Raw genomic sequence first — 26552 nt, forward strand, 5'->3', positions numbered from 1 at the left:
CATTAGTGAGTGGTTGACCACACATGGAGTGCGCAGTGAAATCCACCGACACTGACACCGGTACCGGCCGCGGCCCCGGAGCCGCGCTCGCGGCACTGGCCGCCGCGCAGTTCACCGTCATGCTGGCCACCTCGATCGTGAACGTGGCCCTCCCCCAGATCCGCGACGGCGTCGGGCTGTCCGACAGCGGCATCACCTGGGTGGTCAACGCCTACGGTCTCGCCTTCGGGGCGCTGCTGCTGGCGGGCGGCCGGGCGGCGGACCTGCTGGGCCGCCGCCGGATCCTGCTGGCCGGACTCGCGCTGTTCGGGGTCTCCTCACTCGCCGCAGGGCTTGCCACCTCGTCCACCGTGCTGATCGCGGCCCGCGCGGTCCAGGGAGTCGGCGCCGCGGCGATCGCCGCGGCCGCGCTGGCCCTGGTGATGGGACTCTTCCCGCCCGGCCCGGGCCGGGGCCGCGCCCTCGGTGTGTGGGGGGCGGTGTCCGGCGCGGGAGGCGCGGCCGGAGTCCTCCTCGGCGGTGTCCTGACCCAGGCGTGGGGCTGGCAGTGGATCTTCTACGCCGTCGCCCTCGGCACGTTCGGGGTGCTGGCCGCCGTCGCGGTGAGCGTGCCGCGCACACCGGTCACCGGCAGCGGACGGTTCGACGTGCTCGGCACCGCCACCGTCACCCTGGCGCTCACCGCACTGGTGTGGGGTCTGACCTCGGCCCGCCGCTCGGGCTGGACGGACACCGCGGTCCTCGGAGCCTTCGCCGCCACCGCCGTACTGCTGACCGCGTTCGTCCTGGTCGAGCGGCGTCACCCGAACCCGCTGCTGCCGCCCCGCCTGTTCCGCACCGGACGGGTCAGCGCCGGCAACGTGCTGATGGCGCTGCTGGGTTCGGTGTGGATCGCCCTGTTCTACTTCCTGCCCCTCTATCAGCAACAGGTCCTCGGTCTCAGCCCGTTGGTCACCGGGCTTGGCCAACTCCCCCTCGCCTTCGCCAACATGCTCGGCTCCACTCTGGCACCGCGGATCTCCCGCCGAATCGGCTCCACCGCGACCGTCACCGGCGCGCTGCTGGCGGAGGCCGCCGGACTGCTGTGGCTGTCCCGAATCAGCGCCCAGGGAAGCTACTTCGCCGATGTCCTCGGTCCGACCGTCCTGATCGGCCTGGGCCTGAGCATCGCCTTCGTCCAACTGACCGCGCTGTCCGTCGAGGGCGTCCCGCAGCAGGACGCCGGGCTGGCCGGTGGCCTCGTCAACACCACCCGGCAGGTCGGCGGCGCGATCGGACTCGCCGTACTGGCCACCCTCGCGGGCACCGCCACCGCCCGTGCGGCCGCCGACCAGCCGCACCTGGAAGCCCTCACAGCCGGCTACCGCACCGCCTTCGCCCTCTCCGCCGCCGTCCTGGTGGCCGCCGCGGCCCTCGCCCTGCTGCTCACCCGCCGCCGCACAGACCGGCCGACCGGTACCGAGCCCCGGCCCACCGTCGCACAGCCCTCGGCCTGAGACAGCGCTACGGCCGCACCGACCACACATCAACCGAGAGGAAGACCAACCGTGTTCACCATCGACGAGTCCGCCCCCGTCATCGTCCGACTGTCCACCGTGATCGACGCCCCGCTGGAGCGGGTCTGGGCCCTGCACACCGACATCGACGCCTGGGCCGACTGGAACCCGGACATCGACGAGGCCAAGCTCGACGGCCCGTTGCTGCCCGGCGCCTCCTTCCGCTGGAAGACCCACGGCCTGGACATCACCTCCACCGTCCGCGAGATCGTCCCCGGCGAGCGCCTGGTCTGGGGCGGGCCCGCGAACGGCATCGAGGGCGTCCATGTGTGGACCTTCGAGCCGACCGGCGACCAAGTCACCGTCCACACCGAGGAGTCCTGGAGCGGCGCCCCCGTCGAGGCCGCCACCGCCGAGCTCGGCCAGGCCCTGAACGCCTCCCTGACCGAGTGGCTCGGTGCCCTCAAGTCCCGGGCCGAACAGACCGCTTGATCTGCACTACCGCCAACTCCCCATCCAGAAAACGAGGTTCCGTCATGACCAACACGACCCCCACCACACCCACGGCTCCCACCGACAAGCCCTTCCTGATCGGCCACTACACCCCCGCCGTGGACGAGATCACCGCCACCGACCTGACCGTCGAGGGCAGCCTGCCCCCCGAGCTGACCGGACGCCTGATCCGCAACGGCCACAACCCCAAGCCCGGGGTCACCCCGACCCACTGGTTCAAGGGCAGCGGCATGGTCCACGGCATCCGACTGCGCGAGGGTCGCGCCGAGTGGTACCGCAATCGCTGGGTCCACACTCCCGCCCTGGAGGGAGCGCCGTACATCACCGACAAGGGCGTCGACCTCACCGCCAGCACCGCCGGCACCCACGTCATCGAACACGCCGGCCGCCTCCTCGCCCTGTGCGAGGCCAACTTCCCCTTCGAGCTCACCCCCGAACTCGACACGGTCGGCGCCTACGACTTCGACGGCAAGCTGCGCAGCGCGATGACGGCGCACCCGAAGTCCGATCCGGTCACCGGGGAGTTGCACTTCTTCGGCTCGTCCCCGTTCCCGCCGTACCTGATGTACTACGTGGCCGACGCCAAGGGCCACATCACCCACACCGCCGAGACACCCGGGGCGACCGCCTCCCTCAAGCACGACTTCGCCCTCACCCGCAACCACGTGGTCTTCGTCGAGGGCACGGTCACCTTCGACCCGAACGAGCACTCCGGCATCCCCTACGGCTGGAACGACGCCCAGCCCGCCCGGATCGGCGTCATGCCCCGCGGTCCCCAAGGCGCCGACAAGATCCGCTGGTTCCCCATCGAACCCGGCAACATGCTGCACGCCGGCAACGCCTACGAGGACGCCCAGGGCCGTATCGTCCTGGAGGGCCCGACCGTCGACCGCGAGGGCTTCCAGCTCTCCTGGAACTGGTGGGTCGGCGCCCCCGGTCGCGGCAGCGAGCCCAACACCCGCTCGTACAACCGCCGTTGGGTGATCGACCTGACCGCGGGCCGCGTCGACGAACAGGTCATCGACGACCTCGCCGTCGAATTCCCCACCCTCAACGAGGAGTTCCTCGGCACGGAGAACCGCTACCAGTACGCCATCTCCTTCCCCGACCAGGAGGGCTACGGCGGGTACGGCATCGTCAAGTACGACCGCAACACCGGTACCCGCCACATCCACCAGGCCGGCGACGCCCGCCTGCCCAGCGAGGCCGTGTTCGTGCCGGCCGCCGGCGCCACCCGCGAGGACGACGGTTACCTGCTCACCGTCATCTCCGACCTCAAACAGAACGCCTCCCAACTCCTGGTCCTGGACGCCTCCGGCCTCGACCGCGTCGCCACCGTCCACCTCCCGCGCCGCGTCACCGGCGGTATCCACGGCTCCTGGATCCCCGACGCCGACGGGTCCGACAGCTGAACCGCCGTCGCCGGGCCGGGGGGCTTCGCACTCCCCGGCCCGGCCCGGACCACCCACCAAGTCACCGACCCGGGTTCCTGAACCGGCGACCAACCCAAGCCACAGCTCTCCCAGGAAGGGAAACCCCCGATGCCGGTCGACACCGCGCTCCTCACCCTCCACGTCCTCGCGGGCCTGGTCGGTTGGACCACGCTCGTCGCCCTCGGCGAATCGCTGACCGGCAAGGACCTCCGCAAGATGGCCAAGGCGGCCCGCAAGGCCGACGTCGATGTCACGCTCGATCCGGCCGCCAGGATCCACCGCCCCCGCCTCTGGTCCTCCGTGCTCACCCGCACCGGCGTGGGCGCCGCCGTCCTCACCGACTTGGTCGTCAAACCCGGCCTGATCCCCGCGCTGGCCCCCTCGCCGCGCACCTGACCGCCGTACAACACCAAGCGCTGCCCACCACACCGGACAGTCCTCTCGTCCCGTGACGATCACCGACCACCCCGCCCGGAGACCCCGCTCCGGGGAGGGGAACCGCGCGTCCCGAACCCCCCTTCGGAAACGCGCCGAGCCCCGCCCGCGCTCCCTGCGGGCGGGGCTCCTCCCCCCCAGCGACCACCTGAACGGCACGGAGAGAGCAGGCAGCCATGACCACCGCGCGGACCATCCGGCAGCGCGTCCACGACGACTTCGTACGGGAGATCCGCGACACCGCGCGCCGCCGGCTCGCCCAGCACGGACTCCAGGCACTCTCCCTGCGCGCCGTGGCCCGGGAGATCGGCGTCACCTCGTCGGCGCTCTACCGCTACTTCCCCGGCCGCGAAGCCCTCCTGAACGCCCTGGTCGACGACGCCCACCACGACGCGGCGGACTTCGTCGAGCAGCGGGTCGCCGACTGTGGCCCCGCCACCGCGGCCGTCCGATGGCGCAGGGCCTGCCACGCGCTACGGGCCTGGGCGCACGCCCACCCCCATGAGTTCGCGCTGCTCCACGCCCCCGCGCCGAGGCCCGAGACACCCGCCCCCGGCTCGTCACGGATCCCACTCCTCCTGGCGGACATCCTCGTAGGGCAGGGTGACGGGGACGGCGTGCCGCGCATGCTCACCGGATGGGCCCAACTCGTCGGCGCCATCACCCTCGAAACCAGCGGGCATCTACGCGACTACGACGACACCTGCTTCAGCCACTCCGTCGACCTCATGGCGGCGCTGCTGCTGGCCGGACCGGATCCGCGGTGAGCAGTAGAGGGGAAGGGGGCGGCTCTCACGCTCCGGGCTCGGTCACGGCCTGCTGCTTCTTGCGCCTCCGGTAGCTGGCGGCCTTGTTCCTGTTCCCGCACTCCGCCATCCCGCACCACCGCCTCGCCCCGGAGCGGGAAAGGTCCACGAAGAGCCGCGTGCAATCGGCGTTCGCGCACTCCCTCATCCGCGGGAACTGGTCCGAACTCAGCAGGTCGACCGCGTCACGGGCAATGGCCCCGAGGACCTCGTCGGTACCGCCGGTCCGGGTCAGTCGGCCGGTCTCGTCGAGTTGATGCCTGGGCAGCGGAAGCCGGGCCGCTTCGTTCACCTCGGCAAGCGCATCCCGGGTGCCGGCATCCGGAGCGTCGGCCGGCGGCCAGGCGCCGACGAGGGTGTAGACGGCCTCACGCAACCGGCGGACCCGCTCCAGCCCTCGGGCGTCCTGCGGACCGGGGTCGTCCACGAGGTCTGCCTCGCGGACCCAGAGCCGCAGGTCCTCCGGAGAGTCGAGTAGTTCGGTGCGGAGGGTGCGCCGCCACAACCGGGTGCCCGCAAGGTCGAGACACAGACGACCACTCACAAAGACGAACTCAGCCACGTACCCATACTGACAGGTGACGCTTCCCGCGTCGATATCGGACTTCGGGCGAAGTCATCGCACGCAGAGACACTGGACCGCTTTGGCTCCACCTCGAAAAACCCGTTCCTCGTCGCCCCCTTGACCGGTGTCGAAGTCGACAGAAAAGGACGGGCCGGCCTCGCGCCCGACGCCCGCGCGACTCAGGTCAACGGCAACCGCATGATCGTAAGGTCGAGCCAACGGCCGAACTTGGTGCCCGCCTCCGGCACCGTGCCGACGTGGTGGAACCCGAACCGTTCGTGCAGCCGGATGGATCCGGTGTTCCCCGCTTCGATGTCGGCGATCACGGCATGGTGGCCCGCGTCCCGCGACGAGTCGATGAGGGCGGCCAACAGCGCGGAGCCGATGCCGAGCCCGTGCCGGCCCTCGCGGACGTACACGGAGTCCTCCACCGTGTGCCGGAAGCCGTCCAGATCCCGCCACGGCGCATAGACCGCGAACCCGGCCACCTCCCCGCCTTCCACCTCGGCCACGAACGCCGAACCGCGCTCCACGTGGGCGCGCAGCCAAGCGACTCCCTCCCGCTCGGACTGCGGAGTCCGTGTCCACAGCGCCGTCGAGTGTTCTATCGCGTGGTTGCGGATGGCGCGCACAGCCTCCGCGTCACCGGGGTGCGCGGGGCGTACTGTCACCACGGCACCTCTCTCGTATAGTGGATTCATGTCCAACATAGTAGATACCGTGGTGCGGCAGATCGCCGACCGTGTCCGCGCCGAGCGGGAACGCCGCCGGTGGACGCTGGCCCAGCTCGCGGACGCCTCCGGCGTCTCCCCGGCCATGATCAGCAGGATCGAGCGTGGCGAGAGCAGCCCCACCGCCGTCGTCCTGGGCAAGCTGTCCGCCGCCTTCCAGCTCAGCGTCTCCTCCCTGCTCGCCCTTGCCGAAGGAGCGGCTGAAGGAACGGCCGAAGGAGCGCAGGACGACGCGAGCACCTTCGCGGGCGTGCGCCGCCTGGCCGAGGCGGTCGAGTGGCGCGACCCCGACACCGGCTACCGGCGCCGCCAGATCACCGGCGCCCGGTTCCCCGTGGAGATCGCCGAGATCCACTTGCCCGCCGGAGCCCAAGTGCCTTATCCGGCAGCGGCGTTCGCCTTCGTACGACAGGCCGTCTGGGTCCTCGACGGGCATCTGACCTTCCACGACGGCGACACGGTCCATGAACTCGACGCGGGCGACAGCGTCGAACTCGGCGATCCCAGCCCACGTGTGTTCGCCAACACCACTGACACGGACTGCCGTTACGCCGTCATCCTCACCCGCGCCGCACACCCGTGACCCGTCCCCTCCCCCGAGGCGGCACAGTGCTCCTGGCCGCCATAGCCGGAACGGCGATAGCGAACAACTACGCCGTCCAGCCCGCGCTCGCCGCTGTCGCGGCCGACCTGGACGCCCCGCTCCCGCTGATCGACCTCGTGCCGACCGCGGCGCTCACCGGCTGCATGACCGGCTTCGCCCTGCTGCTCCCGCTCGCCGATCACCTCGCCCCGAACCGTCTGGTCACGGCCCAACTGACCGCTCTGGCCGCCGGTCTCGCCCTCGCCGCAGCCGCGCCCGACGCGGGCGTGCTCCTGGCCGCCTATCTGGTCATCGGTGCCGCCGCCAGTGTCGCGGCCCAGGCCGGCAGCATCGCCGGCCGCCATGCCGCACCGGGGCGCGGCGGACGGGGAGTCGCCACCGTGGCCGCCGGTCTGTCGGCCGGCATCCTGCTCAGCCGTCTGGCGGGCGGCGCGCTCACCGAACTCCTCGGCTGGCGGCGGATGCTCCTCGTCTTCGCCGCCCTCGCCCTGCTGGGCGCGCTCGCCGCCGCCGCGTTCCTGCCCCGGCAGCGCCCGCACTCCGGGCGCGGCTACCGCGCCACCCTCGCCGCACTGCCCCCGCTGCTGCGCCACCACCCGCGACTGCGCCGCGCGGTGGCCACCGGGGGGCTGTGGTACTTCGCCTTCAACGTCACCTGGGTCGCCCTCGTTCTCGCCCTGGCCCGTCCGCCCCACTCCCTCGCCCCGGCCGCAATCGGCCTGTACAGCCTTGCCGGACTCCTCGGCTTCGCCGTACTCCCCCTCACCGGCCGTCTCTCCGACCGGTACGGCTCCCGCGCCGTGATCACCGTCGCCATGCTGACCGCGGCGTCCGGCACCGCCCTGCTCGCCACCGGCCTGAACACCCCGCCGGTCACCGCCCTCGGACTCGCCCTCTTCGACGCCGGCTGCTTCGCCGCCCAGGCCGCGAACCAGAGCCGTGTCATCGCCCTCGACCCGCACCGCTCAGGCAGCCTCAGCAGCGTCTATCTCGTGTGCTACTTCGCGATCGGCGCCGTCGGCACAGCCCTCGCCGCACCTCTGCTCAACGCCCTCGGCTGGCAGCGCACCGCCCTGACGGCTCTGACCGCACTACTGATCGCCGCCGCCCTCGGCCGCACGGGCGGCCGGGGGACTCGCTGAGCGGCACGCCGGTGTCGGAGGCGGATCCGGAGACGACCACCGTCACCTCCGTCACCGTACGGCGGGGCTTCCTCCACCCGGAGCGCGCCTTCCGTCCCGCCCCACAACAGCCGGTCCCGGTCAGCCGTTGTCCCGCGCGTTTCTGCGGCGCAGGGCGATGAGGCCGCCCGCGATGGCCAGTACACCGGTGGCGGCCACCGCCGCGACCCCGCCCGCGCCCGAAGCGGCCAGGTCCTGCCCGCTGCCACCCTGCGCCCTGGTGTCCTCGGCGCCCGCCGGGGTGGGTTCCTGGGTGGCCGTCGTCTTTCCTCCGGCACCGGTCGCCGTGCTCTGCGCAGGGGTCGGCGAGGCGGCGGAGACGATCACCTTCGGCCGGGTGAACGCCAGGGTGCCGAAGCCGAGTTGGTCGTAGCCGCCGCCTTCGCCGTAGTTGCCGCCGCCGCCCTCGGGGCGCACCTTCTCGGCGAACGCGGTGACGTACGGGGCGTCGAGACCGCGACGGTTGACGTAGTGGTTGTAGATCGACTCCCAGATCGGGCGGAGGTCTCCGCGGGAGGCCGTCGACGGGGCGGCCAGGGTCTGCGAGCCGCCCCAGATGCCCGGCGCGCCGTACTTCCAGGTCCAGGAGGTGTAGGGCACGTCCTGGCCCAGGTTCCACTTGGCGACGTACTCGAAGCCCTTCAGGAGACGGTTGTCGTCGTAGCCGTACAGGTCGATGCCCTGGTTCCAGGCCATCTCGGCGATGGCGCCGGCCAGGCCGACGCCCAGGGTGGCGTGTCCCTGGTCGCGGCCGACCTCCACCCACTGTCCGAGTCCGCCCGGGTGGATGTGCGTGATGAGGTTCTTGACGGAGCCGTTGCCCTTGCCGGTCTTGAAGTAGGTGACGGCCTCGTCGACCTTGCCCTGGTCGTCGCAGAGGATGCCGGTGGCCAGCACGCAGGCGATGCTCAACAGGTCCCAGCTACCCCAGTAGTTGGTGAGGTAGGCGCCATTGTGATGGGCGAGGAAGTCGCTGCTCTCCTTGTAGAAGACGTCGACCAACATCTTCTGGAAACGGGCGAGTTCGAAGCCCGGGTAACCGCGCATGATCTCGGCGGCGTTGGCGAACTGGTAGCCGTGCAGGCCCGCCGCGATGAACCGGTCGGCGTTGCCGTCGACCGAAGTGAGCACGGCGGACCAGGCGTTGAGGATGTCGCGGGCGGCGTCGGCGTGGGCGCTCTCGCCGGTGACCTTCCAGCGCAGGGCGTTCTGGTAGGCGGCATGGACGTCGTGGTACAGCGTGCCGACGTTCGTGCCGTCGCCGCCGCGCACCACCTTCGCCAACGGGTTGGGCTTCCAGGTGCTCTGCGCATGGGAGTTGGCCGCCAGCACCGCGTAACCCGCCTTGTACGGCGCCCTGTCCGCCTTCACCGCTGCCGCCATCCGCTCGAAGTCGGCCTGGGTGTGCAGCATTCCGGGATGCGCGAAGCCGCCGCTCGCCGCGGCGGGGGCGGCCCCCACGGTGGCCGTCGCGGTACCGGCCACCGCGGCCGCGGCACCCATCCTCAGCACGCCGCGCCTGCTCATCGTCGGTCGGCTGTTGTCCTGGCTCACTGGCACTCGCACTCGCACGGGTGGCTCCTGGCTCCTGTCGATTCCGGTCGTACGGAGTGGGAGACGTGCGAGCGGACCGCTCATAACAAAAAACCGCCCCATGGAAGGGAACCGTTTTCTACACCCGGGACCACTCCTGGCACACTGTCCACTCTCGACACGTCGACGGAACAAGGGTGGGACGGGTGCGCACGCAGGACGTGCAGGAACGGCCGGACGTCACCGTCGTCGTGGCGGCGCGGGCCGGTGACCCACAGGCTTCGGAGCGGCTCGTACGGGAGTGTCTCCCGCTGGTCTACAACATCGTCGGTCGCGCTCTGGACGGGCACAGCGACGTCGACGACGTGGTCCAGGAGACGATGCTGCGCGTGCTGGACGGACTGCACGGGCTGGAGCGACCGGACCGTTTCCGGTCCTGGCTGATCGCCATCACGGTGCGCCAGATCCGTGACCGGTGGCGCAGCGGACGGACCCGGCCGATCGCGGATCCGCTGGAGGACACCCCCCAAGAGGCCGATCCCCAGGCCGACTTCGCGGATCTCGCGATCCTGCGGCTGGCGCTGTCGGGGCAGCGGCGCGAGGCGGTGGAGGCGACCCGATGGCTGGAGAGCGAGGAGCGCGAGGTGCTCGCGCTGTGGTGGATGGAGGCCGCCGGTGAGCTGACCCGGGGTGAGCTGGCGGCGGCCTGCGACCTCACTCCGCAGCATGCCGCGGTCCGGGTCCAACGGGTCAAGGAACGGCTGGAGACGGCGCGCGCCGTGGTACGGGCCGTGACCGCCTCCCCGCGCTGCGCGGAGCTGACCACCGCGCTCACCTCCTGGGACGGGCGGCCGTCCGCACTGTGGCGCAAGCGGCTGGCCCGCCACGTCCGCGACTGCCCGCAGTGCCTGTTCAGCGCGTCCGATCTGGTGCCTGCGGAGGGCCTGTTGGCCGGTCTCGCATTGGTCCCCTTGCCGATCGGGCTGGCCGGACTGGTGCTGGGCAAGGTCTTCGCGGCGGGCTCGGCGGCAGGAGGAACGGCGGCCGCGAGTACAGGTGTCCAGGCGACGGGCGGTGCTGGGCGGGTGGCGCGCCTGCTCGGCAAGTTGGCCGCCAAGCCGGTGCTGGCGACGACGACCGCCGGCGCCGTGGCCCTCACGGCCGCGGGGGTGGTCTGGTACGCCACCTCGTCGCCGCACCAGCCGACACGACACCCTGCCGCCGGGGCCGCGCCCGCGCCCGCGGTCTCTTCCCACTCGCCGACTCCGAGCGCTTCCCCGTCACCGAGCCCGACCCCGAAGCCGTCTCCGACTGGCGCCGCGAGGCTTTCGGGCCGACACGCGCTACGGTCCGTCGATGACCCCGGTGACTACGTGGCCCTGTCCGGCGGCGTGGGAGTGCTCGCTCCGGTCGGTGCCAACAGCGCCACGTCCACCAGGGAGACGGCCACGCTGACGTTCGTGCCCGGTCTCGCCGACCCCGACTGCTACTCGCTCCGCGACGCCGAGGGCAGGTATGTACGGCACTACGCCTTCCGTATCCGGCTGGCCGCGAACGACGGATCCGCCATCTTCCAGAAGGACGCCACCTTCTGCACCCGCCCCGGCTCCACCCCAGGGTCGGTCGCCCTGGAGTCGTACAACTATCCCGGCCGCTATCTCCGCCACCGCGACAACCGTCAACTCTGGCTCGACGCCGCCGAGAACACGGCCGCGTACCGGGCCAGTCGCTCCTTCGTGGTCACCGCGCCGTGGGTCTGAGGGGGCGCAGGAAATAGGGATGCGGGGCCGGACCGCTCCGGCCCCGCGGTCGAACCCGGCGTACCCGTCAGGCCCGCCTGGTGCGGCGTTTTCCGCTCCCCTGGAGCAGACCGGTGCCCGCACCCAGCGAGACCAGCCCCATGCCGATCGCCATGCCGATCCCCGTGGCCCCGTCCAGGGCGAAGGGAGCGATCGCGGCCACGGTGAGGTTGAACAGGAACAGGAACCACAGCACCGGGCGCGAGCCGAGGAACGACTTCAGAGGTTCGCGCCGGAAGAGGGCGACTCCCGCGACGAGGGAGAGAATGCCCGCGCCGATGGTGGCCGCGGTCCTCTGCGTGCCGTCGAGGTCGCCGAGCACGGCGCCCGGTGCCAGCGTCGCGGAGAGCCCGGCCAGGAACAGAACGGTCAGGACCGTCCAGGAGAGCAGGGATTTCATGGGGATCCTCTTTCTCTGGACGGCTCAGCCGCGTAGGTGCATGCCGCCGCAGATCGACCAGACCTGGCCGTTGATCCACTCGCCGTCGTCGGAGAAGAGGAAGGCCGCGATGCCGGCGACGTCGGAGGTCTTGCCGAGGCGCGGGCTGAGGGCGGCGGCGATGGCCTGGGCCTGCATCTCCTTGTTCGCCTGCCGGATCTGGGTCTCGCCCATGACCAGGCCGGGGGCGAGTCCGTTACAGCGGATGCCCTCCTTGCCCCAGCGGGTGGCGATGTGCCGGGTCAGGGCGTTCACCCCGGCCTTGGACGCCGAGTACGCGGGCCGCACCCGCGCACCGCTCCAGCCCGCGCCGGAGGAGGTGTTGACGACCGCGCCGCCACCCGCTTCCAGGATGTGCGGGATCGCCGCGCGCGCGGCGAGGGCGTAACCGATCAGGTTCACGCCCAGCGTGCGCTCCCACACCCCCAGGTCCATCTCCAGGAGGTCGAGGTCGCGGCCGAGGTTGGCGTCGGAGACATCGGCGCCGACGTTGAACAGGCCGTCGATACCGCCGAGTTCGGACGCCGCCCGGTCTATCAGCGCCTGGATGGAGCCCTCGTCGGAGAGGTCGAAGGCGACCGGAACCGCCACGCCGCCCTTCTCCGTCGCGCGCTTGGCGGTGGCCTCCGCGCCCGCGATGTTGATGTCACCGACGACGACCGAGGCGCCCTCCTCGATCAGCCGCTCCACGCCGGCCGCCCCGATGCCGGTGGCTCCGCCCGCGACCACGATGCGCTTGCCCTGCAGTCCCCTCATGATCCACTCCTTCTCGTGAAGCACGTACACATGGATGGAACTGAGTCTCATCTACGGGGCACTGCTTCGCAAGTGCTCACGTGGTTCGCTTCTGGGTATGCGTGTGGGTACGATTGCCGGATGAGTGAGAACACGGCGATCACGGGGTTGACCAGCACGCGGGACATCGCGCGGGCCGCCGTACGGGCCCGGCTCGCCGAGGTGGCGTTCGAACTGTTCCGGCGCGAGGGCTTCGACCGCGTCACCGTCAACGAGGTGTCCGCGGCCGCCGGGGTCTCGCGCAGCACCTTCCTGCGCTATTTCGCCACCAAGGAGGAGGCGATCCTCAGCGCCTTCGACGCGCAGGACGCGCTGGCCTCCCAGGCTTTGCTGGACTGCCCCGTCGACCAGGACGACTGGACCGCCCTGCGGCACGCGATGTCGACCACCCTCGAACCCTTCCGCCGCGCCCAGCAGGAGTTCCTTCCGCTGGCCCGCCTCGTCGACTCCACCCCCGCGCTGTCCGCCGGCCGCCGGGAGAAGCAGGTCGCCTGGCGCGACGCACTGGCCCGGGCCCTGGCCGAACGGGCGGGCGGCTCCACGGCCGAGGCACCCCCGCTGCACGCCCTGGTCCGCGCCGCCGCCGCGGTCGAGTGCATGAACATCGCGGTCTCCCAGTGGACCAGGTCGGACGGCCGCGCGGACCTCGACGATCTACTGGACGCGGCGTTCGCGGCACTGCGCGAGGAGTGAACGCGCCGGTTCGCACCGGATGCCACAGCGATCGGGCCCTGGTTCCTCTTCCTCAGGCGGGCGGGATGTCCTGCTCGGCCCAGATGCACTTGCCCTCGGCGAGATAGCGGGCGCCCCAGCGCCGACAGAGCTCGGACACCAGGTACAGGCCCCGGCCGTCTTCGTCGGTGTACTCCGCACGGCGGATGCGCGGAGTGCTGAGGCTGCCGTCGTAGACCTCGCAGATGAGTGACCGGCTGCGGAGCAGGCGGAGACGTATGGGCCCCTTCGCGTGCCGGACGACGTTGCCGACGAGTTCGCTGACCAGCAGTTCGGTGGACATGGTCAGCTCCTCCAGTCCCCAGACGGCCAGTTGGTCGCGCACATGCTGCCGAGCCTGGCCGGCTGCCTGCGGCGCGTCCGGCAGGTCGAACGAGGCGACCTCGTCGGGAGCGGTGCAGCGGGTGAGGGCGATGAGCAGCGCCGCGTCGTCGGTGGTGCGCTCGCCGTCGGGCACCAGAACGGAGACGACGCGGTCGCAGAGGCCGTCGAGAAAGCGGGCTGCTTCGGACCCGTGTCCGGGAAGACCGGGGCCTTGCCCGGCCATTTCCTCACCGAGGGTGTGTCGGAGCACGGTCTGCCCCTGGTCCATGTCACGGGCGGCCGTTTCGACGAGACCGTCGGTGAAGAAAACGAGTACGTGCTCGCCCGGCAGGCTCAGTTCGTAGGTGGTGAACGGTGGCACCGCCACGCCCAGCGGTGGATCGGGATCGAGGGGAGGCTGCTCGACCGTGCCGTCGGGACGTACGACGACAGGCGCGGGGTGACCGGCCGAGCAGATGGTGCAGGTCTGGGCGACCGGGTCGAAGACGGCGTACAGGCAGGTGACGAAGAAGCCCTCGCTCAGGTCGACGACAAGCTCGTTGAGGCGGCCGAACAGCTCCGCCGCGGGCATCTCCAGTTCGGCGAGGGTACGGACCGCCGTGCGCAACCGCCCCATGGTGGCGGCTTCCTCGATGCCGTGCCCCATCACGTCACCGATGACCATCGCGACCCGGTCGGCGGACAGCGGGATCACGTCGTACCAGTCGCCACCGACCTCTTCGTCCACCCCCACCGGCAGATAGCGGGCGGCTGCCTGTACGGCGGGCAGATCGGGCAGCGTCTTGGGCAGCAGCGCGCGCTGGAGCCCCTGCGCACGGGCGTGCTCGACGTCGTACAGCCGTGCCCGCTCCAGCGCCTGGGCGACCACTCCGCTGCTGGCGGCCATCAGGGCACGCTCGTCGTCGTTGAAGACATGTGGCTGCCGGTAGGTGACGACGCAGATGCCGATGACCCGCCCGGAGGTGGTGAGGGGGAGGAACGCCCAGGCCTTCATGGGCGACATGTCGAGGTAGGCCTTGTACTCCGGGTTCAGGTCGGTGAACCCGGCACCGGACTCGATGAAAAGCGGGGTGCGCGTACGGAGCGCCCGAGCGATGTCGGGAAGGTCCTGTACCTCTACCGATGCGACACTCCGCAGGTAGTCCTGTGGATACCCGACCTCACCGACCACCTGGAGTCGGCCGCCCTCAAGCACCTCGATCCCCATCCCGTCGGCGTGGAAGGCGGGAAGGAGGTGCTCCGCGACGGTTCGTACGATGTCCTTCGACGTGACGGCCTCGGACAGCCCGGCGGTCAGCCGGTCCATCCGGGCGGTCCACATCGCCACCGGCGGCTCGGCGGCGCCGGTCTCGGGGTCCCTCTCCTCCAGGTCGACCACATCGGTGAAGGAGAGGGCCGACCCACCGGCCCGGGAGGGCACGCACCGCACCAGCAGGAGAGGGCGATCAGCCGACCATTGCCCGGTGAAGGCGGCCGGCGTGCCGTCGGCGAACGCCCGGCGGCACCGATCCTCCAAACCGGGCACGCCACCCGCGGGTGAGTCCCACAGCGGACTGCCGAACCATTCCCTGCCGGGGCCCAACAACCGCTCGGCTTCCTCGTTGAGATAGGTGATCCGCCAGCCGTCGTCCACGGTCAGGAACGGCTCGCGCAGAGTACGCAGCGTGTCATGGGCCCTGTCCGGCGCCGCGTCGGACCCTTCCGCGTCGGCTCCTTCGAGAAATCCGGTCAGCCATGCCGCGGTACTGCCGAGAAACGACCGCTGTTCCGTGCCGGGCGCGATGGGCGTAAGCAAGGTGAGTGCGCCGATCGGTCCATCGGCACTCATCAAGGGCATCGACGCCGAGCCGGAGACCTGGCCCGGCGTGCTCTCCGCTCCAACCCAGACGTATCGGCCTTCACGTACCGCACGTGCCGGTGCGGCGTCCCCGTCCTCCGCAAGGTCTCGCCACGCTGCGGCGGCCTGCGATGTGAGCCCTTCGGACACGACCAGGCGCAGCCGTCCGGCGCCGGGAGCACGTTCGTGCACCAGCTCGCCGACGCCTTCGAGCCTCGCCCTCACCGACTTCAGGGTCAGGAGCAGCCTCTGCGGTCCAGGCAACGTCGTCTCCATCAGCTTCACTGCCGTCAACGTTAGTCCCGGACAATCGCCGTGGCATGTGCTCCTACCGCGCCTGTTTCCCGAGCACCGCTTCGGCTTCCCCGGTCAGGTGAGCGCTGCCGGAGAGGCATTCTCCCTCTTGGCGAGGTAAGCGCGCATGCGGTCCTCGATGTCGTCGAACTGACGACCGGGAGCAGCGAATCCCCGGAAAAGGGTTTCGCAATACTGCTGAGCGAGGAAGTCCGCATTCCACTCGCCCTCGGGTTTCACCCACTGGTAGGTGTGGTTGTGCAGGTTGAGGAACTGCAAGGTGGCCAGTCTCGGCTCGATCCTGCGGAAGGAACCGTCCTCCATCGCCTGGAGGAGCAGCCCCTGGACGATGTCCTCGAACTCCCGGCGCTGACGCAGCAACCGGCGCAGGTTCTCCCCGTCCAGGCTCCGGTAGTCGTGCTCGTACACCCAGACGTGGTCGAGGCGGGCCATGATGTTCTCCACCAGCGTCTGCGACACCATACGAAGGCGCAGCACGGGATCCTCGTCCACGGCCGTGATCCGCAGGGCGCTGGCCAGCAGTGGCCCCATCACCCGGTCCTGGATCTCGACGAGCAGATTCCCTTTCGAGCCGATGTAGTAGTACAGCGCGCCCTTGGCCAGTCCGACAGCGGTACCCACCTCGGCGATGCCGGTCGCGGCGTAGCCCTTCCGGGCAAACAGGGCGGCGGCCCTGTCGATGATGTCCTGACGCCTGGTCTCGTAGTCCGGCCCATGTCCTGGTGGTCTCGCCATAGTGCCTCACCCTAAGGGCTGTCCCGTATTTGGAGCGGCCCCCTCGTGGAGCAGGAGCCGAAGGAAGCGCCAGCTTGATCATCTCGTATCGAATCCGGCGGACCACGACGGGTGACGTGGGCAGGGAGGCGACGGGCTCTATCATTCGTCCCCAAGAGACGGGCAGTCGCAGAGAGGGCCACAGGGATGGCGGCAGTACGCATGGCGGCATCAGTGCTGGTCACGTGGACCACGTTGATCGTGCTCCTGCTCGCGCCGTCGGCCCTACCCGAGCAATGGCAGTACTACATCTACTCGCCAGCGAGCGTGGGATTGTGGATGCTGACCATGCTCGTCGCACCCGTAGTGGTCTGCACTGTTAAGTGGCCGTGGATCAAGTCGGGCAGCAGGTGAACCCCGTCCTGCTCTGAACAGGGGAGTTCACCTCGAACCTCCTGGTCAGCGCCGGGACGATCGACATGGCGTCCAGTCTCTTCCTGCCGCCAGACGACACCGCTTCATATACGGGACAACCCTTAGGCGGTGCCGAGGCTGAGATCGACAACAGGAAGAGCGTTACGATCGACGGTGATCACTGAGTCGTCACGTCAGCCGGCGTGCGAACTGCGCCGGTGTCGCCTGGTACTGCTTCTTGAAAGCGCGGATGAAGTGGCTGCTGTCGGTGAAGTGCCAGCGCGCGGCGGCCTCGGAGACGGTGAGCCCTGATCCGGGGGCGGTGAGCGCCTCGGCCGCTTCTTCCGGGCGTCGGCGGCGGATGTAGGCGCTGAACGACTCGTCCAGACTCGCGAAGGCCCGCTGCAGTGTGCGGACGGAGACGTGCAGGTGCGCGGCGATCGTGGCCGGTGACAACTCGGCGTCGGTGAGCCGGGCATCGGCCAGGTCCTTGGCGGCTTGTGCCAGCGCCGGGGTGAAGGCGGGTTCACGGTCGTCGAAGTGGTCGAGGATCAGACCCTTGGCCAGTTCGATCAGGGCGTTGCGGGAGGCGTGCGCGCCCGCCGGGCCGAGGCCGCTCAGGGTCCGCTGCACCATGCTGGTGTGTGCCATGAGCATCTGTGCGGCGGGCGAGGCGGCCTGGCCGGTGCGCGGTTTCCCGGCGACCAGGGACCTTAGGGCGTCGCCGGGAAAGATGAAGATGCGGGTTCGTGCGGGTCCCGCAGGGCCACCCCGCCGCGCAGCCCGACGTACAACCTGATCTCGTCGTGCTCGTGCGGCCCGACCGCCCGGGTGCTCACGGGTGAGGACGCCCAGAGCTCGTTGACGGCGGTGTCGTCCAGGGCCACCGAGCGCATCGTCCCCCGAAAGCCGTCGACCGTGGAAGCACTGAATTCCGGCAGGGGATACCGGTCCCCCATGCGGTCGTTCCAGGTGTCGATGAACGGCTCCCACGTTCCGCGACCGCTGCCGGTGGAATCGGCGTCGACGGTGAACGTGCCGACCGTGTCGCCCGGGCCGAGGAAACGCGGACTGCTCTTCATGTGTCCTCCGCCGCGATGCCCCCGACGACCCCGATGAAGATGTCGCCGGAATCCCGTCCAGTGTCGCGAACGTACACCCTTTCCACGCACGCCCGTTCCTACGCTTGGCAGCGCTTCCACCCCACAACGATCGCGACCGAGACCTCTCGGGCGAAAGCGAGAACAACCATGAAGGCAGTGCGTTTCCACCAGTACGGCGACCCCGACGTCCTGCGCTACGAGGACGTGGAGCAGCCGGTTCCTGGCAGCGGGCAGGTGCGGGTCCGTGTCGCGGCGACGTCGTTCAACCCGGTCGACGCCAACATCCGCGCCGGTTTCATGCGGGGGCCCATCCCTGTGACGTTGCCGCACACACCCGGCATCGACGTCGCCGGCACGGTCGACGCGCTCGGCGAGGACGTGACCGGCATTCAGATCGGTGACCAGGTCGTCGGCTTCCTGCCGATGGCGGAGGCCGGCGCCGCCGCGGAGTACGTTCTGGCACCGGCGGAGGTCCTGACACCGGCGCCCAAGAGCGTCGCGCTGTCCGACGCGGCCGCGCTGCCGCTGGTCGGCCTGACCGCGTGGCAGGCGCTGTTCGAGCACGCCAAGCTGACCGCCGGGCAGCGCGTGCTGATCAACGGCGCGGGCGGAGCGGTCGGAGACTTCGCCGTGCAGTTGGCGAAGCAGGCCGACGCCTACGTGATCGCCACGGCCGGCCCGCGCAGCAGCGGGCGCGCCACGGCGGCGGGCGCGAACGAGGTCGTCGACCACACGGCCGCCGATGTCGTCGCGGCGGTGGGCGAGCCGGTCGACGTCGTGCTCAACCTCGCGCCCGTGGAACCGGCCCAACTGGCCGCGCTCCTGGGCCTGATCCGCCCCGGCGGTGTCCTGGTGAACACCACGGTGTGGATGCCCGCGCCCGCCGACGAGGAGCGCGGCGTACGCGGCATCGACCTGTTCGTCCGCAGCGACGCGGAGCAACTGTCGCACCTGGTGGAACTGGTCGACCGCGGCGAACTGCGTGTCGAGGTCGCCCGGCGGGTGCCGCTGGCCGAGCTGCCCGCCCTGCACGCCGACGCCGCAGCGGGCGCACTGCCCAGCGGCAAGGTCGTCGTCGCCCCCGGCGCCTGACCCCCACCCGACCGACCCCCTCGGAGACGACCACGATGGTCCCCGACGACGATTCGTCCCGCCCGCTGACGGTGGCGGACCCCGATGACCCCGGCACGACGTACATCTCGCTGGTGGGCAACACGTACGCCCTGCTGCTCCTCGAAGGCGAGATCGAGTTCACCTTCCGCGGCGAGAAGCACACCGTGCGGGCCGGATCCACGATCAACATCCCGGCCAACGCACCGCACAACTTCCGCAACACATCGGGGGCGCCGGCCCGGATACTGTGCATGTGCGCCCCCGCCGGCCAGGACGAGTACTTCCTGCGCGTCGGCGATGTCGTAGCGGGCAAGGACGCGCCGCCCCCGCAGCTCTCGCAGGACGAACTCGCGGAACGCCGCCGCCACGCGGCCGAGTTGGCCCCGACCTACCGAAGCGAGTTCCTCCAGCCCGCAGGGCGGTCGAGCCCGGCACCGATCTGCCGAGGTCCTCAGAACGTCTTCCGCCGATATACCGGGCCCCGGCACATCGGGGAAGGACCGCGACGACCTCCCCAGGCACGAGCGGTCCTTCCCCGGGTACACACCGCCCGACTACCCGGACAGCCACCGCTCACGCGCATCACCGGCGGCACTGCCGTATCAGACGATCCGGCCGAGCGGCTGTCGAACGTCTGCCGGGGCCCGTGCGATCACGGGAGTTTGCGGGCCAAGGTCAGCCCGTCGGCGATCGGGAGCAGCACCGCCTCCACGCGCGGGTCCTCGCGGACCAGGTCGTTGAAGTCGCGGATGGCCGCGGCGTTGCCGGTCGCGGCGGGGTTCGCCGCTTCGCCGCCGTACAGGACGTTGTCGGCGAGCAGGAGGCCGCCGGGGCGGACGCGGGGGAGGAGTTGGTCCCAGTAGTCCGCGTAACCCGGCTTGTCGGCGTCAAGGAAGACGAGGTCGAGGACGGGGTCCTGCGGGAGTTGGCGAAGGGTTTCGCTCGCGGGGCCCAGGCGCAGGTCGATGCGGTCGGAGACGCCTGCCGCCTGCCACGCCTCGCGGGCGACGGCCGTCCACTCCGGCGAGAGGTCGCAGGTCGTGATCCGGCCGCCGTCGGCGGGCAGACCGTAGGCGAAGGCAAGGGTGGAGTATCCGGTGAAGGTGCCGACCTCGACGATGCGGCGGGCTCCGGTCACCCGGGTGAGGAGGGTGAGGAAGACGGCCTGTTCGTGCGGGATCTGCATCTCGGCCGGGCCGCCCAGCTGCCGGGTCACCTCGATCAGCTTCCGCTGTACGGCGTCGGGGGGCGAGGTCTGCGCGAGGAGGTAGTCGTAGAGCGGGGGTGTCATCACGACGTTCTTCAGGTCGGTGTCCATTACAGCGGTACCGGGCTCTCTTCTCGGGCGATGGTGGTGGTGAGCGAGTGGGCCAGTTCCTCCAAGTGGCCTACAACCGTTGCCTCGTCGAGCGGAAGCTGCGGCCCGCCGCCGTCCAGCCCGTGGGTCGCGAGGTCGGCCAGCATCCACTCGGTCCTGCGCAGCAGTTGTACGGCGAAGCCGGACCGGCACACCGGCCCCCGTTCGACGCGGAAGAAGGCGTCGTACCGCGAGATCTCGTCCGGTGTGGGCCCACGGCCGGACGGCCTGCCGGCCGTGCGCAGCAGTGATGCTCCATGCGGTACGAGCCGTTCGGCCATGGCGCGGTGGACGCGGTGGCCGGTGTGCACCGCGTCCATGAGCCGGCCGAGGACGCGGGGAGGGTGCGCACTCCGTACCCGGGCCAGCAGTCCCGGCAGGGGGGCGTGGTCGGCCGCCCACTCACCGCTGAAGGCGGGGTCGCAGTTCCTCATGTCGGCGCGCACGGTTGCCTCGTAGCGCTCCGCCGAACAACTGCCGGTGTAGACGAACAGCGCGGAGGAAAGGTCGTACAGCCTCGCCGCCTCCTCCACCGCCGACGGTCCGTGGGCGGAGGTGGGTGCCGTGAGCGGGATCAGCGCGTCCGCGGTCAACCTCCAGACCATGAAGGCGACTTGGTGGCCCAGGATCCATCGCCGACGGGTGCGCGCGTCCGCGCCGCTCGGGACGGGCAGGGCCGCCGGAGATTCCCTCGGGGGGCGGCAGCGCTCCCCCGCCATCCCGCTGCCGGGCTCGGGCAGCCACAGGACATCCGCCCACGGCTCGGCGCGACAACCCGCGCAGCCGCCCGTCATACGGCCGCCTCACACGCCAGCGTGTCCAGGAGCTCCGCCGCCCGTCGTACGTCGGCGTCGAGCGGCCGGTCCGGGTCGACCGCCGGGACCACCTCCGCGAGCCGGTCGAGGAGGTCGGCGCAGGCCGGTGCGGTGGGCCGGCGGGCGCCGACGTGGGCGGCCTGGCGCAGGGCGACCGCCAGTGAGCCGTGCAGCAGGCTCAGCAACTCGGCCTGGTCCAGGGCGTTCAGGGCCGCCTGGGTGCCGAAGGGGACGACGTCCTGGTTGTGGCCGTTGGTCGGCAGACTCTGGATCGATGCCGGAGTCGCTGTGCGCCGCATCTGGGCGACGATCGCGGTGGCCGCCAACTGCACGCCCTGTACCGCGTGTTGGCGTCCTGGCTCGCGGGCGAGCATCGGCGGCAGGCCCCCGTTGCGGTGCGGGTCGACGAGCAGGTCGAGTTGGCGTTCGGCGAGGTTGCCGGTCTGTACGGCGGCCAGGGTGAGCAGGTCGGCCACGAAGGCGACGGGCTGGCCGAAGAAGTTGCCGCCGTGGGCGATCTCGCCCGACTCGGGGAAACACAGCGGGTTGTCGCTCACCCCGCCCAGGTCGTCGCCGATGACCTCCCCGGCGTGGCGCAGGCTCGATCCGACGGCGCCGAGGAGTTGGGGGGTGGAGCGGATGCTGTACGGCTCCTGGAGCGGGCGCAGTCCGGTGGGGACCGTCCCCGTCAACAGGTCACGCAGGAGCGCGCCCGCCCGCACGGCGTCGGGGTGGCCGAAAGCGTCGAGCAGGGCCGGCGACGCGAAGCCGGGCGCGCAGCCGAGCAGGTCGGCGAGAAGTGCCGTGAGCCGGAGGGCAGTTGTGTGCGCCCGTCGTAGCCGACTCACGGCGAGCGCGGCGGCGGCCACGGTGAGCGAGGTGCCGTTGACCAGCGCCAGGGCGTCGCGGCCGTCCAGGACGAGCGGACGCAACCCGGTCCGCTCCAGCGCCTGCGCGGCCGGCATCGCCGTCGTACCGACATAGGCGCGGCCCCTGCCCCGAAGTGCCTGGACGGCATGGGCGAGCGGGATGAGGTCGCCGCTCGCGCCGACCGAACCGAGCCGGGGTACGGCCGGGGCGAAGTCGGTGCGCAGTGCGGCGGCCAGGGCGTCCAGCACCTCCGGGGCGACGGCCGAGTACCCGCGCGTCAGCGAGGCGAGCCGGACCATGAGCGCCGCGCGCACCACGGACACCGGCAGGTCCGCTCCCTGCCCGCAGCCCAGGTGGCCGAGCGCGTTGTCGCACTGCTCGGCGGCGTCGTCGCGGCCGTTGTATCCGACGAGCGGCCCGAAGCCGGTGCTGGCGCCGTAGACCACGGTGCCGGCGTCGAGCCGTCCGGTGAGGAACGCGCGGCAGGCCGCCGTCCGTTCGCGCGCCTCGGGGGTGACGCGGATCTCCATGGGGGCGGCGGCCCGCTCGATGTCCTGAAGGGTGAGCGCGGCCGGGAGCGTCAAATCGGCGGTGGGGAGCGTCTGTTCAGGCAGCAGCATGGCGGTGATGGCCCGTCGGTCGTGGGAGGGGGAGGCGAACCGCTGGGTGGCGTCCCGGTGTCAGGTCTCGGTGGTGAACACGGCTACCGCGTTCTGCCCGCCGAAGCCGAAGGAGTTGCTGACCGCCGCCCGCATGCGGGCCGGGCGCGGCTCCTTGCGTACGACGTCCAGGTCGAGGTCGGGGTCCGGGGTGTCGAGGTTGGCGGTGGGCGGGATGGTCCGGTGCTGGAGGGCCAGTACGGTCACGGCCGCCTCGATGCCGCCGGCCGCGCCGAGGGCGTGGCCGAGGACGCTCTTGTTGGCGGTGACGGGCGGGGGCGTGCCGAACACCGCCCGCAGGGCGCGGAATTCGGCCGCGTCGTTCAGCGGGGTCGACGTGCCGTGCGCGTTGACGTGGTCCACGTCGGCGGGGGTGAGTCCGGCGTCGTGCAGCGCCGCGCGCATCGCCTCGGCGGCGCCCCGGCCCTCGGGGTGCGGGGCCGCGACGTCGTGGGCGTCGGTCGAGGCGCCGTAACCGGCAAGCAGCGCACGGGACTTGGCACCCCGGGCCGCCGCGTGGGCGGCCCGCTCCAGGACCAGGATTCCGGCGCCCTCCCCGAGGACGAAGCCGTCCCGGTCCCGGTCGAACGGGCGGGAGGCACCGGCCGGGTCATGCGTACGGGTGGACAGTGCGCGCATCTGCTGGAAACAGGCGACGGCCGTCGGAGTCGTACCGGATTCGGCCCCGCCGGTGATGACGAGATCGCAGGAGCCGCTCCGGAGCAGGTCACGGGCGATACCGAGGGCGGTCGTGCCGGAGGCGCAGGCGGTGGCGACGGAGAGGCTCGGGCCGCGGGCGCCGAGGTCGAGGGCGATCTCGGCGGGGACCATGTTGGGGACGCTCCGGACGACGGTGAGCGGTGAGATGTGGTCGGCCCGGTCCGCGTTGAGCCGGCCGAACTCCCGCGGGTAGCGCTCCAAGCTGTTGCCTCCGACGCCGAGGACGACGGCTACCCGGGTCGGGTCCCAGTCTCCGGCGGTGAGTCCCGCGTCGGCGACCGCTTCACGAGCCGCGAGGAGGGCGAACTGAACAGGGCGGTCCAGTCGCCAGGCGAGCGCGCGGCCGAGCAGTCGGCTCGGCTCGGAACCGTGGACCCGGCAGGTGAAGTCGACGTCGAGACTGGCCAGTTCGGCCAGCCGGGGGTCGGTGGTGGCCGTCGGCCGGCCGTCCAGCAGGCCCTGCCAGGTCGCTTCCACGCCGATGCCCGCCGGGGTGACCAGACCCAGCCCGGTGACGACGATGTCGTCGTGCTTCACGCGGCCGGCCCCGTAGCGGCCGTCGCCGACGCCGCGTCGAGCAGGGCCGCGGCCTCGGCGAGGGTGGAGCGGAGGCCGATTCCCTCGATCAGGAATCCGAGGCGCTCCTGGACGACGACGCCCAGTTCGAGGAGGGCGAGGGAGTCGAAGCCGAGGTCGTCGAAGGTGAGGGCGGGATCCAGTTCCTCGCGGAGTTGTCCGAGTTCTTCGGCGAGGATGTCGGCGAGTTGCTCATAGGTGGCGGACAAGGCGGACTCCTTCACGCGGAGGCGGTGGCAGGGTCGGGTCGACGGGCGGGCAGCGCCCCGCGGAAGGCCGCCGCGAGGTAGCGGATGTCCGGCGCGGGCGGGTCGGGGACGCACCCCTTGAGCGCGCCCAGCAGTGCGGTCCGGTCGTAGCGGCGGCGTACGTACGTATAGGCGTGGACTCCGCCCATCGCCCGGAGCAGCGCGGACTCCCCCGGGCCGAGTGAGCGGAGGGTCGCGCGCGGATCGATGCGCGGCTCCAGCCAGGGACACAGCTCGCGCATGACGGCCAGGCAGTCCCGCACCGGTGTGTCGCGCGGATGCGTCAGATGGAACGTCTCGACGAGCCGGTCCGGGGCCGGGTCGGGTGCACGCAGTGCCAGGCGTACCGCCGCCTCCGCCGCGTACTCGACCTGCACGAGATTCAGCCCCGCGCCCTCGTGGCCTGGGATCGGGACGGTCAGCGGGTCGTCACTGTCGATGCCGGTGCCGGGAAAGAGCCGGGAGCGGTCGAGCCGGGCCAGCAGCGCCAGGCGGGCGCCCGCCTCGGCCAGGGGGTGCCGGGGTGCCCCGGAAGGGAGGGGCCGGTCGGTGGTGAGGACCGCGGGGCGCAGCACCGTCACGGGATGCCGGTGCTCGCGCGCCCAGGCGTGGACCACCTGCTCGGCGGCGTGCTTGGACTCCTCGTAAGGGGTCAAGAAGCCCTGGCTGTCGTCGAGTTCGTCCTCCCGTACGGTTCCCTCCAGCCGTCCGCCGGCCACGTAGGCGCTGCTGACGACCACGACCCGAGGAAGCGGTCCTGGGGAGGCCGCGGCAAGGTCGAGGACCCTGCGAGTGCCTTCCACGTTGACCTCTGCCAGGTCGTCCAGGGACGTGGCGAGGTCGAGGGTGGCGGCGCTGTGCCAGACGGCGTCCGCCTGCCGGGCCAGTTCGCGGTGGCGGTCCGGGGTGAGGCCGAGCAGCGGCTCGGCGAGATCGGCCCGCTCCAGGCGCACACGCGTGCGCAGGTCGTCGGGGACGGGTTCCCCGGTGGCGGCGAGGGCCCGCTCCAGCCGCTGCCAGCCGGCCTCGCCGTCGCGCCGGACGAGCGCGGTCACCTCGCCGGGGTGCCGCAGAAGTCGTACCAGTAGGTGGGAGCCGAGGAATCCGGTGGCACCGGTCAGTACGGTCAGCACGAACAGGCGTCCTCAAGTTCGGTGAGCGCCCGCTGCCACAGCTCGGGCAGGAGTGCCGGGTCCGGGTCGGCGCGGTCGGAGATGAAGACGACCGTGGCCTCGGGGCCGTAGCTGGAGAGGCCCACCATCAGGGGGTGGTCGAGGAGCAGGGCCGGGAGGCCGATGGATGCGGTCACGGGGTCGCCGTCGAAGGTCATTCCGCCGGGGACGCGGATGTTGGTGACGGTCAGGGCGGTACGGCGGGGCCCGAAGAAGTACCGGATGAGCGCGGCACCGGTGCGGGGCAGCACCCGCAGTCCGGCGCGGGTGGCGGCGCGCCGCTCGGGGGTCGTACGGGCCGTGCGGACCAGGGACTCCAGGCGTCGGCGGGGGTCAGGCTCCCCGCAGGGCAGGGGGACACGGAGCATGGCCATGTGGTTGCCGAGGGTGGTCTGTTCCCACCCGGCGGGGCGGGTGTCGAGGGGCATGAAGGCGTGCAGGGGGCGGGCCGACGGGGGCCAGTCGCCGGGGCTCCAGGCGCGCAGGGCACCGGCTGTGGCGGCGAGGTAGACCTGGTTCAGGGTGGCCCCGGCCGCTTTGCCGAGCGTGCGCAACCGCTCCACCTCGACATGGGTGCGATGCAGGGTCCGGTGTTCGTCCGGAGCACGGGAGGCCGGGGTCCAGTGAGCCGTGCGCCGCGCCGCCGCCGGGATATCGGCGCCGAGCATGGCCACCAACTCCCTTGCTTTCAAGGGTGGTTCGGCGTCGGCGGGAACGGTGAGCGGCAGGGCCCGGTCTCCCGGCCCGAACAGGGCGCCGACCGCTGTGGCGCCGCCCATGCCGTCCTGGAGTGCGTGGTGGACCCGATAGCAGAGCGCGTACGCATCGGGGGCCCACCCGTGGACCAGCCACACACCCCAGTCCCGGGCGTCGTCGGGGAAGGGGAGCCGGAGCAGTTCGCGTGTCATGCGACCGACAGGGTCCGGGCCGGGCGGGAGCAGCAGTTCGTGGACGTGAGCCCGTGGCTCGAACCGGTCGCCCGCCTCCCACGCCGGCCGTCCGCGCCGCTCGGTGATGCGGTACGCCCAGACCGGGACGCGCGGCGCGGTCTCGGCGACATGGTGCCGGACGCGTTCGACGGAGGGCGGGGCGCCGTGGAAGAGCAGCAGGTAACCCTGATACTCCGCCTGGTTCCTGGCCTCCCGCGCGACCTTGTGCAGGAAGCGGTCGACGGGCGTGGGGGCGAGAGGTTCCAGCGGCATGAAGGGCGCGTCTTTCTCATGTCAGCGTGTCAGCGGACGACGCGGACTCTA

General features: G+C 71.3%; 26 protein-coding genes and 1 pseudogene. 11 read left to right on the plus strand and 16 right to left on the minus strand.

Annotated elements, in window-relative coordinates; genetic code table 11:
- Positions 1-35: 35 nt before the first annotated feature.
- The 5 genes from ABZT04_RS10695 to ABZT04_RS10715 all read left to right on the plus strand — a co-directional run bounded on the left by ABZT04_RS10695 (position 36) and on the right by ABZT04_RS10715 (position 4644).
- Positions 36-1496 carry a DHA2 family efflux MFS transporter permease subunit gene (locus tag ABZT04_RS10695; protein ID WP_356055221.1) on the plus strand — a complete coding sequence of 487 codons (1461 nt, stop codon included), beginning with the start codon at positions 36-38 and terminating at the stop codon, positions 1494-1496.
- Positions 1497-1547: 51 nt separating this feature from the next.
- On the plus strand, positions 1548-1988 hold the full coding sequence (locus ABZT04_RS10700) for an SRPBCC family protein (protein WP_356055223.1): 441 nt from the start codon (positions 1548-1550) through the stop codon (positions 1986-1988).
- Between the two features lie 44 nt (positions 1989-2032).
- Positions 2033-3421, plus strand: coding sequence for a carotenoid oxygenase family protein (locus ABZT04_RS10705; protein ID WP_356055225.1), 1389 nt, complete (start codon positions 2033-2035; stop codon positions 3419-3421).
- A gap of 129 nt (positions 3422-3550) precedes the next feature.
- Complete coding sequence (locus ABZT04_RS10710) at positions 3551-3838, plus strand: hypothetical protein (RefSeq protein ID WP_356055227.1); 288 nt, start codon at positions 3551-3553, stop codon at positions 3836-3838.
- Between the two features lie 215 nt (positions 3839-4053).
- A complete protein-coding gene (locus ABZT04_RS10715; RefSeq protein WP_356055229.1) occupies positions 4054-4644 on the plus strand; it encodes a TetR/AcrR family transcriptional regulator in 591 nt (196 codons plus the stop codon).
- Positions 4645-4669: 25 nt separating this feature from the next.
- Here the strand turns inward: ABZT04_RS10715 and ABZT04_RS10720 are convergent, their stop codons facing one another.
- Together ABZT04_RS10720 and ABZT04_RS10725 are read right to left on the minus strand one after the other, a co-directional pair.
- On the minus strand, positions 4670-5245 hold the full coding sequence (locus ABZT04_RS10720) for an ABATE domain-containing protein (protein ID WP_356055232.1): 576 nt from the start codon (positions 5243-5245) through the stop codon (positions 4670-4672).
- Between the two features lie 182 nt (positions 5246-5427).
- Positions 5428-5949: an N-acetyltransferase family protein gene (locus ABZT04_RS10725; protein ID WP_356055234.1), complete on the minus strand. Its 522-nt coding sequence runs from the start codon at positions 5947-5949 to the stop codon at positions 5428-5430.
- Here ABZT04_RS10725 and ABZT04_RS10730 point away from each other — a divergent pair.
- Positions 5948-6562: an XRE family transcriptional regulator gene (locus ABZT04_RS10730; protein ID WP_356055236.1), complete on the plus strand. Its 615-nt coding sequence runs from the start codon at positions 5948-5950 to the stop codon at positions 6560-6562. The two genes, ABZT04_RS10725 and ABZT04_RS10730, sit on opposite strands and share 2 nt — an antisense overlap.
- Positions 6559-7725, plus strand: a complete 1167-nt coding sequence (locus ABZT04_RS10735; RefSeq protein ID WP_356055238.1) for an MFS transporter — start codon at positions 6559-6561, stop codon at positions 7723-7725. Before ABZT04_RS10730 ends, ABZT04_RS10735 begins: the two co-directional genes overlap by 4 nt.
- A 120-nt stretch (positions 7726-7845) precedes the next feature.
- Here ABZT04_RS10735 and ABZT04_RS10740 read toward each other — a convergent pair whose 3' ends face one another.
- Entirely contained in the window at positions 7846-9336 is a 1491-nt protein-coding gene (locus tag ABZT04_RS10740) for an alginate lyase family protein (RefSeq protein ID WP_356055240.1), read from the minus strand.
- 167 nt (positions 9337-9503) lie between these two features.
- On the opposite strand from ABZT04_RS10740, the gene ABZT04_RS10745 reads away from it, so the two are divergent.
- Positions 9504-11057 (plus strand): sigma-70 family RNA polymerase sigma factor, encoded by a 1554-nt coding sequence (locus ABZT04_RS10745; RefSeq protein ID WP_356055242.1) that lies wholly within the window; start codon positions 9504-9506, stop codon positions 11055-11057.
- A gap of 67 nt (positions 11058-11124) precedes the next feature.
- Here the strand turns inward: ABZT04_RS10745 and ABZT04_RS10750 are convergent, their stop codons facing one another.
- Entirely contained in the window at positions 11125-11496 is a 372-nt protein-coding gene (locus ABZT04_RS10750; RefSeq protein WP_356055244.1) for a hypothetical protein, read from the minus strand.
- 24 nt (positions 11497-11520) lie between these two features.
- The gene (locus ABZT04_RS10755; protein ID WP_356055246.1) at positions 11521-12291 is read right to left on the minus strand and encodes an SDR family oxidoreductase; all 771 of its coding nucleotides are present in this window, start codon (positions 12289-12291) and stop codon (positions 11521-11523) included.
- A 120-nt stretch (positions 12292-12411) separates the two neighbouring features.
- Between ABZT04_RS10755 and ABZT04_RS10760 the strand changes: the two genes are divergently transcribed.
- Positions 12412-13023: a TetR family transcriptional regulator gene (locus ABZT04_RS10760; RefSeq protein ID WP_356055248.1), complete on the plus strand. Its 612-nt coding sequence runs from the start codon at positions 12412-12414 to the stop codon at positions 13021-13023.
- Positions 13024-13075: 52 nt separating this feature from the next.
- On the opposite strand, the gene ABZT04_RS10765 is transcribed toward ABZT04_RS10760, so the two are convergent.
- The 4 genes from ABZT04_RS10765 to ABZT04_RS10780 form a co-directional block, all read right to left on the minus strand.
- A complete protein-coding gene (locus ABZT04_RS10765; protein WP_356055250.1) occupies positions 13076-15214 on the minus strand; it encodes a SpoIIE family protein phosphatase in 2139 nt (712 codons plus the stop codon).
- A gap of 378 nt (positions 15215-15592) precedes the next feature.
- Entirely contained in the window at positions 15593-16273 is a 681-nt protein-coding gene (locus ABZT04_RS10770; protein ID WP_356055252.1) for a TetR/AcrR family transcriptional regulator, read from the minus strand.
- Positions 16274-16855: 582 nt separating this feature from the next.
- Positions 16856-17317: a helix-turn-helix domain-containing protein gene (locus ABZT04_RS10775; RefSeq protein ID WP_356055254.1), complete on the minus strand. Its 462-nt coding sequence runs from the start codon at positions 17315-17317 to the stop codon at positions 16856-16858.
- A gap of 62 nt (positions 17318-17379) precedes the next feature.
- A complete protein-coding gene (locus tag ABZT04_RS10780; protein WP_356055256.1) occupies positions 17380-17748 on the minus strand; it encodes a hypothetical protein in 369 nt (122 codons plus the stop codon).
- A gap of 168 nt (positions 17749-17916) precedes the next feature.
- On the opposite strand from ABZT04_RS10780, the gene ABZT04_RS10785 reads away from it, so the two are divergent.
- Both ABZT04_RS10785 and ABZT04_RS10790 read left to right on the plus strand, forming a co-directional pair.
- A complete protein-coding gene (locus ABZT04_RS10785; RefSeq protein WP_356055258.1) occupies positions 17917-18861 on the plus strand; it encodes an NADP-dependent oxidoreductase in 945 nt (314 codons plus the stop codon).
- A 35-nt stretch (positions 18862-18896) separates the two neighbouring features.
- Positions 18897-19124 (plus strand): annotated as a pseudogene (locus ABZT04_RS10790) (cupin domain-containing protein); the annotation flags it as partial.
- A gap of 410 nt (positions 19125-19534) precedes the next feature.
- Here ABZT04_RS10790 and ABZT04_RS10795 read toward each other — a convergent pair.
- Genes ABZT04_RS10795 through ABZT04_RS10825 form a run of 7 tightly spaced genes read right to left on the minus strand, consistent with a single transcriptional unit; the run spans position 19535 to position 26501 of the window.
- Positions 19535-20200: an O-methyltransferase gene (locus tag ABZT04_RS10795; RefSeq protein ID WP_356055260.1), complete on the minus strand. Its 666-nt coding sequence runs from the start codon at positions 20198-20200 to the stop codon at positions 19535-19537.
- On the minus strand, positions 20200-21033 hold the full coding sequence (locus ABZT04_RS10800) for a hypothetical protein (protein WP_356055262.1): 834 nt from the start codon (positions 21031-21033) through the stop codon (positions 20200-20202). The genes ABZT04_RS10795 and ABZT04_RS10800 overlap by 1 nt, the downstream gene beginning before the upstream one ends.
- On the minus strand, positions 21030-22544 hold the full coding sequence (locus ABZT04_RS10805) for an aromatic amino acid ammonia-lyase (RefSeq protein ID WP_356055264.1): 1515 nt from the start codon (positions 22542-22544) through the stop codon (positions 21030-21032). Before ABZT04_RS10805 ends, ABZT04_RS10800 begins: the two co-directional genes overlap by 4 nt.
- A 60-nt stretch (positions 22545-22604) precedes the next feature.
- Positions 22605-23840, minus strand: a complete 1236-nt coding sequence (locus ABZT04_RS10810; protein WP_356055266.1) for a beta-ketoacyl-[acyl-carrier-protein] synthase family protein — start codon at positions 23838-23840, stop codon at positions 22605-22607.
- On the minus strand, positions 23837-24088 hold the full coding sequence (locus tag ABZT04_RS10815; protein WP_356055268.1) for an acyl carrier protein: 252 nt from the start codon (positions 24086-24088) through the stop codon (positions 23837-23839). Before ABZT04_RS10815 ends, ABZT04_RS10810 begins: the two co-directional genes overlap by 4 nt.
- 11 nt (positions 24089-24099) lie before the next feature.
- On the minus strand, positions 24100-25260 hold the full coding sequence (locus tag ABZT04_RS10820) for an SDR family oxidoreductase (RefSeq protein WP_356055270.1): 1161 nt from the start codon (positions 25258-25260) through the stop codon (positions 24100-24102).
- Positions 25254-26501: a wax ester/triacylglycerol synthase domain-containing protein gene (locus ABZT04_RS10825; protein ID WP_356055272.1), complete on the minus strand. Its 1248-nt coding sequence runs from the start codon at positions 26499-26501 to the stop codon at positions 25254-25256. Before ABZT04_RS10825 ends, ABZT04_RS10820 begins: the two co-directional genes overlap by 7 nt.
- Positions 26502-26552: the final 51 nt, after the last annotated feature.

The organism is Streptomyces sp. NPDC005492 (genome assembly GCF_040605995.1).
Taxonomy (GTDB): domain Bacteria; phylum Actinomycetota; class Actinomycetes; order Streptomycetales; family Streptomycetaceae; genus Streptomyces.

Bases quoted from the DNA above. Each gene is read 5' to 3' on its own strand.
- ABZT04_RS10705 (WP_356055225.1), top strand. From the start codon at position 2,033: ATGACCAACACGACCCCCACCACACCCACGGCTCCCACCGACAAGCCC.
- ABZT04_RS10710 (WP_356055227.1), top strand. From the start codon at position 3,551: ATGCCGGTCGACACCGCGCTCCTCACCCTCCACGTCCTCGCGGGCCTG.
- ABZT04_RS10715 (WP_356055229.1), top strand. From the start codon at position 4,054: ATGACCACCGCGCGGACCATCCGGCAGCGCGTCCACGACGACTTCGTA.
- ABZT04_RS10730 (WP_356055236.1), top strand. From the start codon at position 5,948: ATGTCCAACATAGTAGATACCGTGGTGCGGCAGATCGCCGACCGTGTC.
- ABZT04_RS10725 (WP_356055234.1), bottom strand. From the start codon at position 5,949: ATGAATCCACTATACGAGAGAGGTGCCGTGGTGACAGTACGCCCCGCG.
- ABZT04_RS10750 (WP_356055244.1), bottom strand. From the start codon at position 11,496: ATGAAATCCCTGCTCTCCTGGACGGTCCTGACCGTTCTGTTCCTGGCC.
- ABZT04_RS10755 (WP_356055246.1), bottom strand. From the start codon at position 12,291: ATGAGGGGACTGCAGGGCAAGCGCATCGTGGTCGCGGGCGGAGCCACC.
- ABZT04_RS10760 (WP_356055248.1), top strand. From the start codon at position 12,412: ATGAGTGAGAACACGGCGATCACGGGGTTGACCAGCACGCGGGACATC.
- ABZT04_RS10765 (WP_356055250.1), bottom strand. From the start codon at position 15,214: ATGAGTGCCGATGGACCGATCGGCGCACTCACCTTGCTTACGCCCATC.
- ABZT04_RS10770 (WP_356055252.1), bottom strand. From the start codon at position 16,273: ATGGCGAGACCACCAGGACATGGGCCGGACTACGAGACCAGGCGTCAG.
- ABZT04_RS10775 (WP_356055254.1), bottom strand. From the start codon at position 17,317: ATGGCACACACCAGCATGGTGCAGCGGACCCTGAGCGGCCTCGGCCCG.
- ABZT04_RS10780 (WP_356055256.1), bottom strand. From the start codon at position 17,748: ATGAAGAGCAGTCCGCGTTTCCTCGGCCCGGGCGACACGGTCGGCACG.
- ABZT04_RS10785 (WP_356055258.1), top strand. From the start codon at position 17,917: ATGAAGGCAGTGCGTTTCCACCAGTACGGCGACCCCGACGTCCTGCGC.
- ABZT04_RS10795 (WP_356055260.1), bottom strand. From the start codon at position 20,200: ATGGACACCGACCTGAAGAACGTCGTGATGACACCCCCGCTCTACGAC.
- ABZT04_RS10800 (WP_356055262.1), bottom strand. From the start codon at position 21,033: ATGACGGGCGGCTGCGCGGGTTGTCGCGCCGAGCCGTGGGCGGATGTC.
- ABZT04_RS10805 (WP_356055264.1), bottom strand. From the start codon at position 22,544: ATGCTGCTGCCTGAACAGACGCTCCCCACCGCCGATTTGACGCTCCCG.
- ABZT04_RS10825 (WP_356055272.1), bottom strand. From the start codon at position 26,501: ATGCCGCTGGAACCTCTCGCCCCCACGCCCGTCGACCGCTTCCTGCAC.